Source organism: Actinomyces weissii (assembly GCF_016598775.1).
Classification (GTDB): Bacteria; Actinomycetota; Actinomycetes; order Actinomycetales; family Actinomycetaceae; genus Actinomyces; species Actinomyces weissii.
The window spans coordinates 1,824,166-1,840,941 of record NZ_CP066802.1; the positions used below are offsets into that span (position 1 = coordinate 1,824,166).

At 70.5% G+C, this 16,776-nt stretch carries 11 protein-coding genes; 6 read left to right on the forward strand and 5 right to left on the reverse strand.

What is annotated here, in order from left to right; translation table 11 throughout:
* The first annotated feature begins 149 nt into the window (after positions 1-149).
* The 3 genes from JG540_RS07455 (at position 150) to glgB (ending at position 6,569) form a co-directional block, all read left to right on the forward strand.
* Positions 150-2,696, forward strand: a complete 2,547-nt coding sequence (locus tag JG540_RS07455) for an alpha-1,4-glucan--maltose-1-phosphate maltosyltransferase (protein ID WP_325132793.1) — start codon at positions 150-152, stop codon at positions 2,694-2,696.
* Positions 2,693-4,222 carry a phosphotransferase gene (locus tag JG540_RS07460; RefSeq protein WP_407648306.1) on the forward strand — a complete coding sequence of 510 codons (1,530 nt, stop codon included), beginning with the start codon at positions 2,693-2,695 and terminating at the stop codon, positions 4,220-4,222. Before JG540_RS07455 ends, JG540_RS07460 begins: the two co-directional genes overlap by 4 nt.
* A 133-nt stretch (positions 4,223-4,355) precedes the next feature.
* The gene (glgB, locus tag JG540_RS07465; RefSeq protein WP_200275033.1) at positions 4,356-6,569 is read left to right on the forward strand and encodes a 1,4-alpha-glucan branching protein GlgB; all 2,214 of its coding nucleotides are present in this window, start codon (positions 4,356-4,358) and stop codon (positions 6,567-6,569) included.
* Between the two features lie 579 nt (positions 6,570-7,148).
* Here glgB and JG540_RS07470 read toward each other — a convergent pair.
* Positions 7,149-7,769 carry an AAA family ATPase gene (locus JG540_RS07470; protein ID WP_234042740.1) on the reverse strand — a complete coding sequence of 207 codons (621 nt, stop codon included), beginning with the start codon at positions 7,767-7,769 and terminating at the stop codon, positions 7,149-7,151.
* Entirely contained in the window at positions 7,735-7,998 is a 264-nt protein-coding gene (locus JG540_RS07475; protein WP_200278396.1) for a hypothetical protein, read from the reverse strand. The genes JG540_RS07470 and JG540_RS07475 overlap by 35 nt, the downstream gene beginning before the upstream one ends.
* Before the next feature lie 490 nt (positions 7,999-8,488).
* Between JG540_RS07475 and JG540_RS07485 the strand changes: the two genes are divergently transcribed.
* Positions 8,489-10,855, forward strand: coding sequence for a glycogen/starch/alpha-glucan phosphorylase (locus tag JG540_RS07485; RefSeq protein ID WP_200275037.1), 2,367 nt, complete (start codon positions 8,489-8,491; stop codon positions 10,853-10,855).
* Positions 10,856-11,069: 214 nt separating this feature from the next.
* Here the strand turns inward: JG540_RS07485 and JG540_RS07490 are convergent, their stop codons facing one another.
* From JG540_RS07490 to JG540_RS07500, 3 genes are read right to left on the reverse strand one after another with little or no spacing between them, the layout of a single operon-like run.
* Positions 11,070-12,014 (reverse strand): tetratricopeptide repeat protein, encoded by a 945-nt coding sequence (locus JG540_RS07490; protein WP_200275039.1) that lies wholly within the window; start codon positions 12,012-12,014, stop codon positions 11,070-11,072.
* Positions 12,015-12,027: 13 nt separating this feature from the next.
* Entirely contained in the window at positions 12,028-13,068 is a 1,041-nt protein-coding gene (locus JG540_RS07495; RefSeq protein ID WP_200275041.1) for a hypothetical protein, read from the reverse strand.
* On the reverse strand, positions 13,065-14,456 hold the full coding sequence (locus JG540_RS07500) for a hypothetical protein (RefSeq protein WP_200275043.1): 1,392 nt from the start codon (positions 14,454-14,456) through the stop codon (positions 13,065-13,067). Before JG540_RS07500 ends, JG540_RS07495 begins: the two co-directional genes overlap by 4 nt.
* 406 nt (positions 14,457-14,862) lie before the next feature.
* On the opposite strand from JG540_RS07500, the gene JG540_RS07505 reads away from it, so the two are divergent.
* Entirely contained in the window at positions 14,863-16,212 is a 1,350-nt protein-coding gene (locus JG540_RS07505; RefSeq protein WP_200275045.1) for a coiled-coil domain-containing protein, read from the forward strand.
* Between the two features lie 99 nt (positions 16,213-16,311).
* Positions 16,312-16,764 (forward strand): hypothetical protein, encoded by a 453-nt coding sequence (locus JG540_RS07510; RefSeq protein ID WP_200275047.1) that lies wholly within the window; start codon positions 16,312-16,314, stop codon positions 16,762-16,764.
* Positions 16,765-16,776: the final 12 nt, after the last annotated feature.

Here is a 16,776-nt window from a genome sequence, read left to right on the forward strand (position 1 = left end):
GCTTACGCGCTGGCGTCTGCCGCCACGCCCTGCACCGCCGCAGGCACCGGCACCGCCCCGGGGCGCGGAGGCTGCTGTGGGTGGCACTCCGGCTGCCTCTGACAGGCCACGAATGTGACTCATACCGCTTCAATCCGTACTATTGGCCTGTGACACCCTTCAAGCGACCGCGCCACGCCTCTCCTGACTACAAGCCTTTCGCGAGACGTTTCGGGGCCCAGCCCGCCCAGGGACCGGACTCTGCGCCGCCGCCGCCGCAGGGGCAGGCAGACAGCCTGGCCACGGCCTCGCAGGAGTCCCCTGACATGGTGGAGGGCAGGCCCGCTATCGTCTTCGCCCCCGAGCCGGAGACTCGCCCGGCCCCGGCTTCGCAGGCCCCGTCCCCACAGGCCCCGGCGCAGCGGGCGAGCGTGCCGCTGAACACCTGGCCGCTGGCAGCGGCCTCCCCGGAGACGGCGGCGGGCTCCCAGGTGGCGGGCGCAGAGCCGCTGGCCCCAGCCTCCATGGTGGCGGACACCGCCACGGTGCCCCCCACCCCCACCAGCCTGGCGGTGCCCGCGGCCCCCACCGTCTCCGCCTCCACGCCCTTGTCTACCGCCGCGGCGATCCACAACGTATACGCCTCGCTCGCTGAGCACACGGCTACGCAGGAGACGGTGCCCCCGCCCTCCCACCGCCGCTCCTACCACCCGGAGTACCCGGTGGGCCGTATCCCTGTCACCGAGGTGTTCCCGGTGGTGGAGGACGGGCGCTGGCCCGCCAAGGCCGTGCCGGGTGAGGTCTTCCCGATCCGGGCCACGGTGTTCCGGGAGGGGCATGACCGCTTCGGGGCCACGGCGGTGCTGATCCGCCCTGACGGCACCCCCGGTCCCAGCGCCCGCATGTACGAGATCAGCCCCGGCCTGGACCGCTACGAGGCCCGCCTGGCGGCGGACGCCCCCGGGGACTGGTCCTTCCGGGTCGAGGGATGGTCGGACCCCTACGCCACCTGGGAGCACGACGCCTCCATCAAGGTGCACGCCGGTATCGACGTCGAGCTGATGCTGGAGGAGGGAGCACGGGTCCTGCAGCGGGCCGCCGCCGTGCCCGGCCGGGCCTCCGCCGACGTGGCCCTGCTGGAGTCCGTGGTGGTGACCCTGCGCGACGCCTCCCGCCCGGAGACTGAGCGCCTGGAGGCAGCCACCAGCCCGGAGGTGCAGGCGGTCCTGGAGCGGCTGCCGCTGCGGGACCTGGTCTCCCCCTCCCGCAGCTACCCGCTGCAGGTGGACCGCCGTACCGCCCTCTACGGCTCCTGGTACGAGATCTTCCCCCGTTCCCTAGGCTCCGGGGTGGACGAGCAGGGACACTGGCACACGGGCACGCTGCGCAGCGCCACCGCGCACCTGGACCGGATCGCCGCCATGGGCTTTGACGTCCTGTACCTGACCCCCATCTCGCCTATCGGCACCACCAACCGCAAGGGGCGCAACAACACCCTCAAGGCCCGCCAGGGCGACCCCGGCTCCCCCTACGGCATCGGCTCCCCCGCGGGCGGCCACGACGCCATCCACCCCGACCTGGGCACGGTGGAGGACTTCGAGGCCCTGGTGGCCCGCTCCCGCGAGCTGGGCATGGAGGTGGCCCTGGACCTGGCGCTGCAGTGCTCCCCGGACCACCCCTGGGTGCAGGAGCACCCGGAGTGGTTCACGGTGCTGGCGGACGGCTCGATCGCCTACGCGGAGAACCCACCCAAGAAGTACCAGGACATCTACCCGCTCAACTTCGACAACGACCCCGAGGGCATCTACCAGGCCGTGCACGAGGTGGTTGAGACCTGGATCGAGCGGGGGGTGACGATCTTCCGGGTGGACAACCCCCACACCAAGCCGCTGAGCTTCTGGCAGCGGCTGCTGGGGCAGGTGCGCCGGGACCACCCGGAGGTGCTGTTCCTGGCGGAGGCCTTTACCCGCCCCGCCATGATGCGCACCCTGGGCATGATCGGCTTCCAGCAGTCCTACACGTACTTCGCCTGGCGCAACACGAAGCAGGAGCTCACGGACTACACGGTGGAGCTGTCCCAGCGCACCGCCCACATCATGCGTCCCGCCTTCTGGCCCACCACGCACGACATCCTGACCCCCTTCATGACCCACGGTGGGGTGCCGGCCTTCAAGCTGCGGGCAGTGCTGGCCGCCACCTTGTCCCCCACCTGGGGCATCTACTCCGGCTACGAGCTGGCGGAGTCCGTGCCCCGCCCGGGCTACGAGGAGCAGATCGACAACGAGAAGTACGAGCTCAAGCCCCGCGACTTCGAGTCCGCCAAGGCCAACGGGATCGAGGAGCTGCTTACCCGCCTGAACGCGGCCCGGGCGGCCCACCCGGCCCTGCAGCAGCTGCGGGACGTCTGGTTCCACGGCACCACGGACGACGCTCTCATCGCCTACTCCAAGCGGGTGGAGGCCGCTCACAGCCCCACGGGGCACGACGACGTGGTCCTCACGGTCGTCAACCTGGACCCCCACGCCGCCCGTGAGGGCCTGGTGCACCTGAACCTGGACCAGCTGGGCCTGCCTGGCTGGGTGGACGGCTCCCAGCCGGTCATCCGGCTCACGGACGAGCTGACGGGCGCCTCCTTTGAGTGGTCCGGCAACGGCTTCGTGCGGCTGGACCCCTTTGCCGGGCAGGTGGCGCACGTGCTGCGCGTGGAGGCCTTGTGAGCGCCTCAGGCAGCAGCCCTGCCAGCACCGACCCCGAGAGCACGGACGCCGCCAGCCCCGGCTCCCCCAGCGGCCCCCTGGCCTGGCCTGCTGACCAGGCGCTGCTCCAGGCGCTGGACCCGTGGCTGCGGCAGCGGCGCTGGTTCCCGCTGAAGGGCGCGGCGGCCCCCGCCCCCGGGCAGATCAGCATCGCCACCTGTGTGGACCTGGCCCCTGAGGTGCGCGAGCTGGTCCTGTCGGTTCCTCGGGGCGACGACGCCGCCGCGCCGCCGGTGCTGCTGCACGTCCCCCTGGTGCTGGACCGCGCCTGCGCCCTGGAGGGGCTGGCGACGGCGGGGGAGGCGCCCGGGAACGTGGGCCTGCCTCTGGCTCCTGGTGGAGGCCCCCAGGAGCCTGCTGACCCGCAGGGGCTCGCCCTGGTGGAGGGTGGCCACCACCCCGCCTACTGGCGGGCTTGGGCGGCTGCCGCCCTGGCGGCGGGCACGGTGCTGAGCCCGGCGGGGGCCCAGGCCGTCATCCAGCGCTGTGAGCGTCTGCGCGTGACCGTCGGGGAGCAGTCCAACACCTCGGTGGTCCTGCCTGCCCCGCGCCCGCAGGAGACTGCGGGCGGGCCGGAGGACGCCGCCACCGGGGACCTGATCGTCAAGGTGCTGCGCGTGCTGGAGCCGGGGCGCAACCCCGACGTCGAGGTGCCTGTCGCCCTGGCCCAGGCGGGCTGGGACCGGGTGCGCCGCCCGGTGGCCTGGTCGGTCCTGCCGCTGCCGGGGGCGGTGGAGGCGGACGCCGCGGTGGCCTGCGCCTTCGTGCCCGCCGCGGACGACGGCTTCGAGCTGTTCTGCGAGCTGGCAGGCCAGGACGCAGGCCCGGGCTCCCCGGCCCGCGAGCGCGCCACCGCCCTGGCCCGTTCCCTGGGGGAGACGACCGCCCAGATGCACGCCCTGCTGGCCCAGGCCCTGGGGGTGGAGCCGGCGCCGGGCCCGCAGGTCCTGGCGGGGCGGCTCCGGGAGCGTGCCGCCTGGGCCCTGCGGGAGGTCCCCCAGCTGGTGGAGCGCCTGCCCCGGATGGAGCAGCAGGTCGCGGCGGTCTACGCGCGGCTGGCCGCGCTGGAGTCCTTGCCCCCAGCCACCCGGGTCCACGGCGACTACCACCTGGGGCAGGTGCTGCTGGCCCGCCCTACGGCTGAGACCCCTGAGCGCTGGTACGTGCTGGACTTTGAGGGGGAGCCGCTGCGGCCGCTGGCCCAGCGCCTGGAGCGGGACCAGCCGCTGCGGGACGTGGCGGGGATGCTGCGTTCCTTCGACTACGCCGCCGCCATGGGGCAGGCTCCGCACCCCGACTGGGTGGTGCTGGTGCGCCAGGCCTTCATGGCGGGCCTGGCCGATGGTGGTGCCCCGACTGCCACCCCGGTCCTGCTCACGGCGCTGGAGCTGGACAAGGCCTTGTACGAGGCTGTCTACGAGGCCCGTAACCGCCCCACCTGGCTGCCGGTCCCGGTGGCTGGCCTGGAGCGGTTACTGTTCCCGTGAGGAGCCGCTAGACAAGCACTGAGCAGGACCTACCGCCTGCCTTGCCACCCTACCCCCGTCCCCGACTGCGACCACAGTCCGATTCCCACCCGAACGCACCCCCGTCGGTGCCCGAACATGGAACAGTTAAGACATGACTGACGCGAGCACGCCCGCCCCTTCCCCCGCCCCCGTCCACGTGGACCCCTGGGTCCTGGCCGACGTGGCCTACGCGCGGTACCACAACCCGCACGAGGTCCTTGGTGCCCACGTGGGCCCGGACAGCGTCACGATCCGCACGGTGCGCCACCTGGCCGACGCCGTCGCCGTGGTCACCACCGCTGGCACCTTCCCGGCCGAGCACGAGCAGGACGGCGTGTGGACGGCGGTGCTGCCGGGCACCGAGGTTCCTGACTACCGCATCGCGGTGACCTACGGGGAGGAGACCACCACGGTTGACGACCCCTACCGCTTCCTGCCGACCCTGGGCGAGATGGATACCTACCTGATCTCGGAGGGGCGGCACGAGGAGCTGTGGGAGGTGCTGGGCGCGCACCTGAAGCACTTCTCGGGGCCTATGGGCGAGGTGGAGGGCACTGCCTTCGCGGTGTGGGCCCCTAACGCCCGGGCGGTGCGCGTGGTCGGTGACTTCAACTACTGGGACGGCACGGCCTCAGCCATGCGCTCCCTGGGCGCCTCGGGGGTGTGGGAGCTGTTCCTGCCCGGCGTGGGCGTGGGGGCGCGCTACAAGTTCGAGATCTGCAACGCTGACGGCTCCTGGCACCAGAAGGCTGACCCGCTGGCCCGGGCCACGGAGGTGCCTCCGGCCACCGCCTCGGTGGTCACGGACCGTTTCCACCAGTGGGGTGACGCCGAGTGGATGGAGGCCCGCGCCCAGAAGGACCCGCACTCGGGCCCCATGAGCATCTACGAGCTGCACATCGGCTCCTGGCGGCAGGGCCTGGGCTACCGGGGGCTGGCCGACGAGCTGGTGCCCTACGTCAAGGAGGCGGGCTTCACGCACGTGGAGTTCATGCCGGTGGCGGAGCACCCCTTCGGGGGGTCCTGGGGCTACCAGGTGACCGGCTACTACGCCCCGACGGCGCGCTTCGGCACGCCGGACGACTTCCGCTACCTGGTGGACCAGCTCCACCAGGCGGGTATCGGCGTGATCCTGGACTGGGTGCCGGCGCACTTCCCCAAGGACGAGTGGGCGCTGGCCCGCTTTGACGGCACGCCCCTGTACGAGGACCCGGACCCGCAGCGGGGCGAGCACCCGGACTGGGGCACCTACATCTTCAACTTCGGCCGCAACGAGGTGCGCAACTTCCTGGTGGCCAACGCCCTGTACTGGCTGAGCGAGTTCCACGTGGACGGCCTGCGCGTGGACGCCGTCGCCTCCATGCTGTACCTGGACTACTCCCGCCAGGACGGACAGTGGCACCCCAACCAGTACGGCGGCCGGGAGAACCTGGAGGCGATCAGCTTCCTGCAGGAGGCCACGGCCACCGCCTACCGCAAGAACCCGGGCACGGTGATGATCGCGGAGGAGTCCACCGCCTGGCCGGGGGTCACCGCCCCCACCGAGTACGGCGGCCTGGGCTTTGGCCTGAAGTGGAACATGGGCTGGATGAACGACACCCTGCGCTACCTGGCGGAGGAGCCCATCAACCGGCGCTACCACCACGGCGAGCTGACCTTCTCCCTGGTCTACGCCTTCTCTGAGCAGTTCATCCTGCCGCTGAGCCACGACGAGGTCGTGCACGGCAAGGGCTCGCTGCTGTCCAAGATGCCGGGTGACGCCTGGCAGGAGCTGGCGGGGCTGCGGGCCCTGTACGCCTACCAGTGGTCGCACCCCGGCAAGCAGCTGCTGTTCATGGGGCAGGAGTTCGGCCAGGGCGCGGAGTGGAACTCGGACAGCTCCCTGGACTGGTGGATCCTGGACGACCCGGGCCACCAGGGCCTGCTGCGCCTGGTCCAGGACCTGAACCGGCTCTACACCTCCTCCCCCGCCTTGTGGGCTGACGACTTCTCCCACCGGGGCTTTGAGTGGATCGAGGCGGGCGACGGCGACCACAACGTCCTGTCCTACCTGCGTAAGGGCACGGGCCCGGACGGCCGCAGCGACCTGATCGTGGCGATCGTGAACTTCGCGGGCACCCCGCACGAGGGCTACCGGGTGGGGCTGCCCTTCGCCGGTGGCTGGGACGAGGTCATCAACACGGACTCGGAGGTCTACGGCGGCTCGGGCGTGGGCAACCTGGGGCACGTGGAGGCGGAGGAGCTGCCGTGGAACGGCCGTCCCGCCTCGGTGCGCCTGCGCATCCCCCCCATGGGCGCGATCTTCCTGCGTCCCACGCGCGACTGAGCCGAGCCAGGCCGAGCCTGCTCAGGACTGCGAGGCGAGGAAGACGCGTGCCAAGCCCCCGGCTGCACACGCGCGACTGAGCCGAGCCAGGCCGAGCCCTTTAAGCAACGCCCGCCAGCGCTACTGGTCCAGCGACCAGCGGTGCTGGCGGGCGCGTAGCAGCACCAGCACCGCCAGGAGCAGGAAGACGGCTGAGACCGGGGGGTTACAGAAGTCCGAGGCTGCGCATCAGATGGGGCATCGTCGTTGATGGGCAGGGACCCTGGGTGTCCGGTTCCGGCTCGGGGACGCCCGTGAGTCGGCACCGCTGGGCGGCGTCCTGGGCGGCATCCCAAGGGAATCCCTTGGGAAGATACTTCTCCTCGCCCTGGCGCACTCCGGCTATCTGCGCGTAGTGCCGCTGGGCGTCATGCTGGTCCTGGTAGTTGCAAACCGGACCGTGAGCGCAATCTCCCGCCCTACCCTCTGTTTGAGACCCTCCAAGTACGCCTTCTCGGTCCGCCGACCGTTCGTGACCACGTAGATTGCTCGGCGCTGTACACGGGGCGCATGTCCCCGAGAGAGAGACCTCGCCCCATCTCAGGCCTCCGTTGCCGCGAGGATGCGGCGCAGGCCAGAGGAGCCAACCCTAGGAACGCCGCCGAGGGCACCGACGAGGTAGCGCTTCTCCTTGTTGCTACCCCGACGCAGGTCAGTGAAATCAGCCAGCGAGTAGATGATTGAGGAACCGTCGTCCTCCTTCTCGCACAGCCACGCCTCGGCACCCTCAAGCCTGGGTGTTGGAGTGTTTCCCAGCAGCGAGGTGTCATGGCTGGTAGCAATGAGCTGGGCGCCAGTCGTGTTGAGATCCGGGTCCTGGAACATCTCGATAAGAGTGGCGGTGAGATGTGGATGAAGGCTCGCGTCAAGCTCGTCGACGACGAGCACTCCTCCGCGCCTCAAGGTTTCTATGGCAGGACCAGCGGTCGCAAGCCAGGTGAGGGTGCCCTCACTCTGGGCACCGAGTCCTAGCCGACACTCGGAGCCGTCAGGACCACGATGGACGAAGACGAGGGAACGACGGAGCTGGCGGAGCAACTCATCGGGAAGCTCGGCCTCCTCCCTTTTAATACGCGCGGCAATAGACCGGATCTCCTCAAGCACCTTCGGAGGGATCTCCTGTTCCTCAAGCTCGATGCGGAGGATACCCAGGTCCGCCATCTGAGAGAGGGCAGCACTGATGCCACTCCAGCCCCGGAACGATGGGGCTGGTGCCGTCGTGCACCAGGCATGCTGGCACAGGGGTGACGTCAAAGAGCTCGTAGAGCCCACGCAAGGCAGCCTCTGCCTCCTCCAGGCACTCAGGGTTGAAGCGCTGGCGGTAGGACTCGAAGTCCTGGCCGATCTGGGTGACCTCCCGGCGGTGCTCGGCGGTGGGCACCACGCTCACGCACCAGCCACTCGACCACCTCCACGGGGGTACAGCTCAGCATCCAGGCGGTGTGACTGGAGAAGCGGTCGTCCACGGCGCCGACCTGGCAGCCCGACAGCACCTCCTTGAGCTCCTCCACACTGGCTGTCTCGCACAGATGCTTCCAGTCCTTGGGCAGGGTCTTGCGTAGCCGCTTGGCCATACCGAGATCCTTTCTCAGGGCACGGGCGCTGCAGGGTGAGGGCCGCGTCCACACGGAGCCCAGACAGTGCACCACGCCACATAGGCCTGCGGCGTCGTCTGGTCTGCGGGTTGAGGAACGCAGGGTGACCCGACCCATTGGTCCCTTCCTCTGGCACCTCTGGGCGACACAGGCCTAGTTAGGTAGTCTCAAGTGGGATGCTTACCGGCAGCTGGCCGAGTGCCGTCCCAGCCCAGCATGTAAGATCTGCAAGACTGTTGCAATCAGTTGCAAGCATCGCTCCAACACCTGACAGAGGAATGAAGTATGTCGCAGAACCTGGCTAGCACCGTGCCCTCCCAGGTACGTGCGGTCTCAGGCCGCCCGGCCGCCGCCTCCACCCCCATGGAGGTATGGCAGGGCCTGTCCGCCGCCGTCGTCTCGCGCATCGCCGACGACTGGCACGCCACCAGTGAGAAGTACCGCGCCGGCCGCCAGGAGCACTACTTCTCCGCCGAGTTCCTCATGGGCCGGGCGCTGCTCAACAACCTGACCAACCTGGGCCTGGTGGACGAGGCCCGCCAGGCCGTGTCCACCTTCGGCCAGGACCTGTCCACCGTGCTGGAGCAGGAGCCGGACGCCGCCCTGGGCAACGGCGGCCTGGGCCGCCTGGCCGCCTGTTTCCTGGACTCCTGCGCCACCCTGAACCTGCCGGTGACCGGCTACGGCATCCTCTACCGCTACGGCCTGTTCAAGCAGCTCTTCTCCGACGGCTTCCAGACCGAGCAGCCCGACCCGTGGATGGAGGAGGGCTACCCCTTCGTCATCCGCCGCGAGGAGGCCACCCGCCTGGTCCGCTACAACGACCTCACCGTCAAGGCCGTCCCCCACGACATGCCCATCACCGGCTACGGCACCCACAACGTCGGCACCCTGCGCCTGTGGCGGGCCGAGCCGGTCGAGGAGTTCGACTACGAGGCCTTCAACTCCCAGCGCTTCACCGAGGCCATCGTGGACCGTGAGCGCACCAACGACATCTCCCGGGTCCTGTACCCCAATGACACCACCTTCGAGGGCAAGCTCCTGCGCGTGCGCCAGCAGTACTTCTTCTGCTCCGCCTCCCTGCAGGAGATCGTGGACAACTACATCGCCCACCACGGCACGGACCTGAGCGGCTTCGCCGAGTACAACTCCATCCAGCTCAACGACACCCACCCGGTGCTGGCCATCCCCGAGCTCATGCGCCTGCTCATGGACGAGCACGGGCTCGGCTGGGAGGCCGCCTGGGAGGTCGTCACCAAGACCTTCGCCTACACCAACCACACGGTGCTGGCTGAGGCCCTGGAGACCTGGGACATCTCCATCTTTGACCGCCTCTTCCCCCGCATCACCGAGATCGTCCGGGAGATCGACCGCCGCTTCCGCCTGGACATGGCCCAGCGCGGCCTGCCGCAGGAGACCATCGACTATATGTCCCCGGTCAGCGGCAACACGGTGCGCATGGCCTGGATCGCCTGCTACGCCTCCTACTCCATCAACGGCGTGGCCGCCCTGCACACGGAGATCATCAAGCGCGAGACCCTCGGCGAGTGGCACGCCATCTGGCCGGAGCGCTTCAACAACAAGACCAACGGAGTCACCCCCCGCCGCTGGCTGCGCCAGTGCAACCCGCGCCTGTCCGCCCTGCTGGACGAGGTCACCGGCTCTGACGCCTGGGTCACCGACCTGTCCGTGCTGGCCCAGCACACCGACAGCGTGGACGAGTCCGTCTACCAGCGCCTGGCCGAGGTCAAGCGGGCCAACAAGGTGGACTTCGCCGCCTGGGTCAAGGAGCGCGAGGGCGTGGAGATCGACCCCGACGCCGTCTTCGACGTGCAGATCAAGCGCCTGCACGAGTACAAGCGCCAGCTGCTCAACGCCCTGTACGTGCTGGACCTGTACTTCCGCATGAAGGAGGACCCCTCCCTGGAGGTCCCCAAGCGGGTCTTCATCTTCGGTGCCAAGGCCGCCCCCGGCTACGTGCGCGCCAAGGCCGTGATCAAGCTGATCAACACCATCGGTGAGCTGGTCAACAACGACCCGGTGGTCTCCCAGCGGATCAAGGTCGTGTTCATCCACAACTACAACGTCTCCCCCGCCGAGCACATCATCCCGGCGGCGGACGTCTCCGAGCAGATCTCCATGGCGGGTAAGGAGGCCTCGGGCACCTCCAACATGAAGTTCATGATGAACGGCGCCCTGACCCTGGGCACCCTGGACGGCGCCAACGTGGAGATCCTGGACTCGGTGGGTGACGACAACGCCTACATCTTCGGGGCCACCGAGGACGAGCTGCCCACCCTGCGCCAGACCTACGACCCGCGGGCCGCCTACGAGAACGTCCCCGGCCTGCGCCGCGCCCTGGACGCCCTGATCGACGGCACCCTGGACGACCACGGCACCGGCGGCTTCGCGGACCTGCGCCGCAGCCTGCTGGAGGCCTCCTACGAGCCTGCGGACGTGTACTACGTCCTAGGTGACTTCGCGGCCTACCGGGAGACCAAGGACGCCATGGCGGCCGACTACGCCGACCAGCGCGCCTGGCAGCGCAAGGCCTGGGTGAACATCACCCGCTCCGGGCGCTTCTCCTCGGACCGCACCATCAGCGACTACGCCCGCGAGGTGTGGCACATCGAGGCTGCGCCGATCGCCTGAGCGCGCTTACGGCTGAGGCGCCCGCCGCCCGGAGGGATCCGGTGCGGCGGGCGCCTCAGTGTCCAGGAGTGTCTACGCCTGTGCTGCTGCCTGCACGCGCCTGTAGGCGGCTGAGCGCGCCGGAGGAGCCTGAGCGCGCCCGAGGCGGCTGTACACGGCTGTACCCGCCTGCAGACGCGCTCCTGGGGGCGCGGCCAGGGAGCTGGCCCCTGGCTCAGAACAGCAGGCTGGCCAGGGTGCGGCGGGCCCGCGCCACCTCGGGAGCGGTGGCCCCGATGACGTCGAAGAGCTCCAGCAGCCGCTTGCGAGCCTTCTCCCGCTCCTCCGCGCTGCTGGTGCGCACGGCCTCCAGCCCGCGGCCCAGGCAGCCGTCCAGGTCCCCCAGGGCCAGGGCGGCGTCCGCACCAGCCAGCAGCGCCTCGGTACCGGCCCCGGGGACGTCCGAGGCAGCCAGCAGCGCCTGGGGGTCCTGTCCCTCCAGGCGGGCCATGAGGCGGACCTGCTCACGGGCCACCCGCAGCTGCTCGTCCCCCGGGGCCTGGGCCAGGGCCCGGTCGTAGACGGCCTCGGCGGCCGCCAGGTCACCGGCCTCAATGGCCTCACGGGCGGCCCGCTCCGTCTCAGTCTCCTGCGGCTCCTCGGGCTGCTGCGCCGCGGAGGCCTCCAGCACGCCGTCGACGCCGTTGGCGGCCGCCAGCTCCAGCAGCCGGTCCAGCAGGGACCGCAGCTGGGGCTCCTGGACCGGCCCCTCGAAAAGCGGTACCGGCTGCCCGGCAAGCAGGCCCAGGGCGGTGGGCACCGCCCGCACCTGCAGAGCCTGGGCCACCTCCGGGGCGGCGTCGGCGTCCAGCAGCGCCAGCTGGAAGCGCCCGGCGTAGGCGGCCGCCAGCTGCTCCAGGAGCTCGGCGGCCTGCTCCGAGGCCTCCACGCGGGCCGTGTGAACCACGATGACCACTGGCAGCTGGGTGCTGGTCTGGGCGACCTGCTGGAGGTTGCTCGCATCCAGCCGGACCACCAGGTCACCGGCCACCCCCAGTCCTAGGACAGGCTGGGGGGCCTGCCCGGGGCCGGGGCGGCCGGGGCCCGTCTCACGGCCCGTGGCGGCGGCCGGCTTGGCCGGAGCCAGGTTGGACAGGTCTACGGCCCCGAACATGCTCATGGGTGCTCCTGGTTCAGCGGTTGGCGGTGGCGGTGGCGGTGGGGGCTGGGGTTGGGGCCTGTGAGTCGTCCCGGTCCACCTTTGCCAGCACGATCTCCGCACCTAGCACGGTGGCCTGACCGCCTCCCGCCGCCGGGATGTGGAAGGCAACCATAGCGTCATAAACGGCGGTGACTGTTCCCAGTACCTCCTTGTTGTCCCCGAGCATGGGGCCGATGTCTCCGCTCTGCAGCGTGAGCTTGCCTCCAGCCACGGTCTTCTTGAAGGTGGTGGTGACCGTCAGGGTCGTCATGACCACGGCCCCGCCCTCGGCGGTGGCCAGGCCCTGGAAGCCGTCCGTCCCGGCTGCTGCCTGGACGCTTACCTCTCCGGCGGCGGAGACGTCGTTGGCCCGCTCCCGCGCGACCTGCTGGCGCAGCTGGTCGTCGGCGAAGGCGGTGCCGTTGGCGCCCTCCGGGTTGTTCAGGGCGTCTACGTAGGCCTCCAGGACGGCCTGCGGGGTGGCCGCCAGGCTGGGGTCGTCAGCCGCGATCTGCTGCGACCCGGCCGCGGCGGAGGCCGTGCGGGGCACGGTGGCGCCCCCGAAGACCTGGACCCAGCCCCACAGCTGGTAGTCGGAGCGGGCGTCCGCCTGGGTCAGGGCCAGCAGGAGCGGCACGTTGGAGGTGTCGGTGCCCTCCGTGACCGTGATCGCCGTGCGGGGGAACTCGTTTGTCAGGCCCACGGCGCTGGCCTGGCTGGTGGTCCTGAGCTGGCGGATCCTGGTGTCGTCACCTGCCTTGGTAGCCAGCGTGTAGGACTCGGCGCGGACCCGGGCGGCCGGGCCTGTCAGGAAGCCGTTCAGGCTCTCCGGGTCCTTGGCCGCGTCAGCGGCGTCGAGCCCCTTCTGGATGCGCTCCAGCACGGTCACCAGGCGCTCGGAGTCGAGCACGGGGGCCGCAGAGGGGGCCGAGCTGGCGGCAGAGACCTGCGGAGCCTCGTCCGCACAGGCGGCCAGCACGGCCGCTGCGAGCACGGAGCCAGCCCCGATGAAGGCACGTCGGGTGGTAATCATGCGTTCTCCTCATGGTGGTTGGCGGGGCGTCCGGCTGGCAGGTCCCCAGGCCTGTCCGCAGGCTCCTCCTGGTCGGGAGCCTGCCACTTCCTGAAGGGGCGGGGCCAGGTGTCTCCGACTGTCTCCGACGCCGTCCCGGGGGCCGGCTCGGCGGCGGGCTCGGGCTCCCGGACCACGGGGATCCGGGTGGTGTCCGTCAGGTCGGCGGAGCCTGCGCTGAGCATGGGCTCGATCACCGGGGGCACCACCAGCGCCTCCTGCTCCTCCTGGCCGTCGTAGTCCGCAGGGCTGCCCGCAGCGCCGAACGGGCCGTCGGTCTCGGTCTGCACGCGATCGGACCCGGTCTCGGTGGCCACCTCGAAGGCCGGTCCTTCCGGCACCATCCGCTTGGCCCGGTGCGCCGCCACAACCTCCTCGGCCAGGCCGGGGATGACGGCGGTGCCCATGGAGGCGCCGACGTGCTCGCGCATCTGCTCGCTGGTCGGCTCGAAGGAGGCGGTGGGCACCTGCTCGGCGGTGGGCACGGGCACAGGGGGAACCCTCAGGACGTCCGGGGTCTCCTCCGCCGGTGTCGTCTCCGGCTCCAGGAGCCCCGCACGCTCATGGGTCCGCTGCTGCCGCCGGGTGGGGGTACCTGCCTGCCCAGCCACCTGCGGGATAGCGGCGGTGGAGACGGCGTCGGCGGTAGCCAGGTGGGCGGCCCGCTCGGCGGCACGGGCGCGGCGGGCCTCCTCCTGGCTGCGCAGCTGGAGGTCGAGCACGAAGCCGAACACCCCGACCAGCAGCAGCAGACCCCCCAGGACCAGGCCCGGGATCAGCCAGGGGGTGGAGACGGTGCGGGGCCAGCTCAGGGAGAGGCTCGGGGCCGGGGAGGTGCCGTCCGTGGCCACCAGGGCCACCAGGTCCGCCTCGGCGGCGTTGACGGAGAGGGTGACGCTACCGGTGCCGCTGGCGGTGCGCAGCCACAGGTCGGAGGTGGCCGGGTTGGCCCCGGTGGCGACCAGCTCGGTGCACTCGCCCCCACCGGCCTCCTGCCCAGGCAGGTCGCAGGTGGTGCGCACCGGCTGGGAGACGAGCTTGTCCCAGCCATCCAGGTTGGTTACGGCCTCGTGGGGGTCGTTGGCCAGCCAGGACTGGACGTCCGCGGAGCGAGCGACGGCGATCGTGACCGGGCTGCTGGCGTCCGTGGCCGTCGCGGTGATGGTCACCTCGGGGTCAGCCACCCCCAGGACGCCGGGGCGCGTGACGACGTAGGCAGAGCTCGGCGTCGAGGTGAGCGTGGCGACCGCGGTCGAGCTGGGCCTCCAGATGGTCGCGGAGCAGACCGCCAGGATGACTACCACCAGTCCGGCTAACGCGAGGATCTCACTCAGGATACGTCGTCTCACGAGTTGACACTCCTTGGGTTTTCGGTTCAGCCCCCACCAGCAAACCATGTTGTTAGGGGTCCGTGGGCCTGAGCACACAAGCGCTCGGCACACCAGAATCCCACGCCCACACCCGAGAAAGCCTGCTCCTGGGCGGAAGATCACACACCCTGCGCCCTGAGCGGACAGGACGTCAGATGATCTCCAACTGTGAAAATAGTCAAAGAAACCTGGTAGAAGACTAGATAACGTTGCAATAACGGACCTCGCTTCAGGTGCGGAAAGCCCTGGCTACCGCTAGTCTGTTTCTGCGCTTTCGGCCTGGGACGACAACACTTAATCTATCCCTAACTACCGCGCCCCACCCAAGGCGCCTTGCTAGGAGGAGATAGTCGTGCCCGAAGACACTGCCGAATTCGCAATCACAATGCGTGGATATGACCGAGCGCAGGTGGACCAGCGCCTGGAGGCGCTTACGCGCCAGCTCGCTGACGCCCGCCGTGAGGTAGCCGCCCTGGACGCCCGGGCCATGACCGTGGCTGGAGAGCTCGCTGAGGCCAAGCGTCGTCTGCGTGAGGCGGACAAGCCCAGCTACGCCGGCCTGGGCTCACGAATCGAGCAGCTGCTCCGCTCTGCCGAGGAGCAGAGCGCCTCCATCCTGGCCAAGGCGAACAGTGAGGCTGAGGCCCTGCTCAGCCGCACCCGGCAGAACGCCGCCACCCTCTCCCAGCGCTCTGAGTCCGAGGCCGCCACCCTGCTGGGTGACGCCCGCCGCGACGCCGACGACCTGCGTTCCCAAGCCGAGGACGAGTCCTCCACCACCCTGACCAACGCGCAGGCCCGCGCCGACGAGCTCGTGGCCGCTGCCGAGCGCCAGGCCGCTCAGATCACCGCCTCCACCGACGCTGCCGCCGCCGAGACCACCTCCGCCGCTGAGCGCAAGGCATCCCTGCTGCTCGCCCAGGCCACCAAGCAGGCCTCCGAGGTATCTGTGACCGCCGAGCAGGAGGCCACCGCCACCCGCGAGGCCGCCGTCGCTGAGGCTGAGGAGCTGCGTCGCAGCAGCACGGAGCAGGCTGAGTCCCTGCTGTCCTCCGCCCGTTCCGAGGCCAAGAGCCTCCTGGAGAAGGCTAAGGCTGAGGCCGAGGAGCTGCTGGGTTCCGCCCGCCAGGAGTCCTCCGAGATGCTGCGCCAGGCCAAGGACGAGGCCGAGGCGGCCCACGCCGAGGCCAAGGAGCTGCGTCAGCAGGCCACCCTGGAGGTCGCCGCCATGCACGAGTCCGCCGCGCAGGAGGACTCTGACGCCCACGAGCAGGCCCGTACGCGCACCCAGGAGATGATCCAGAAGGCCGAGGCCCAGGCCGCCGACGCCGAGGCCCGCCTCAAGGAGGCCCTGGACCGTGCCGAGCAGGTCCGCACCACCACGGACGAGGAGAACCGCAAGCGCCAGAGCGAGGCCTCCCGCAACGCCGAGGAGACCCTGCGCAGCGCCCGCGAGCAGGCGGAGCAGATCGTGCAGGACGCCCGGGCGGACGCCGACACGATCATGCAGTCCGCCCAGCGCCAGCTCGCTGACCTGGAGCGGCAGCGTGAGTCCGTGACCACCTACCTAGACGAGATGCGTGGCGTCCTGGGCGCGGCGGTCCCCTCCCACATCCCGGAGCCTGTGGCCCCCATCAGCTTCAAGGGCGAGGAGGCTGACTCGGGCTCCAAGGACGGCCAGGGCGCGCAGGAGCAGAACGGCAAGGGCACGGGCAGCAGCAAGAAGGGCAAGTAGCCCCGGACCCACAGGCTGCCCCAGGCTTCCTGTACCCGGCTCACGGTCCCCTCACCGAATGGTGGGGGGACCGTCCTTCTGGCGGCACAATGGGGTCGCATGAGCACGGACCAGACCTCCCCCAGCCAGTGGGCCAGCCAGCGTCGTAAGGCGGCAGCCGAGCGGGCCCGGATGCTACGGGCCCGCCAGGACGCGGAGCACGCCAAGGCGGAGCGGATCGTCTCAGCCTTCCTGGCCCAGGCCGCCCGGGACGGGCTCGCACCCGCCCGCCTGCATGCCCGCGGCTACCACGGGGGCACCGCCCGCACCTCCCTACGCGGCTGGTACCTGCGCGGGGACCGCACGGTCGCCCTTGGAGAGGACGGCGCCTTCTACGTGCTCATGCTGCCCCTGGGGCTGCGTGAGCGCCTGCTGGGAGCCAGCCCCGCCCCGGCCCGCGTGCCCCTGGTGGTTGGTGAAGGCGGACGTGACGGCGACGTGATCCCGCTGCTGGACGCCCTGGAGGCCCTCTCCCCCGGCTGGCGGGAACGCTGCCAGACCCCGCTGGTCTAGCGCGGGGCGCCG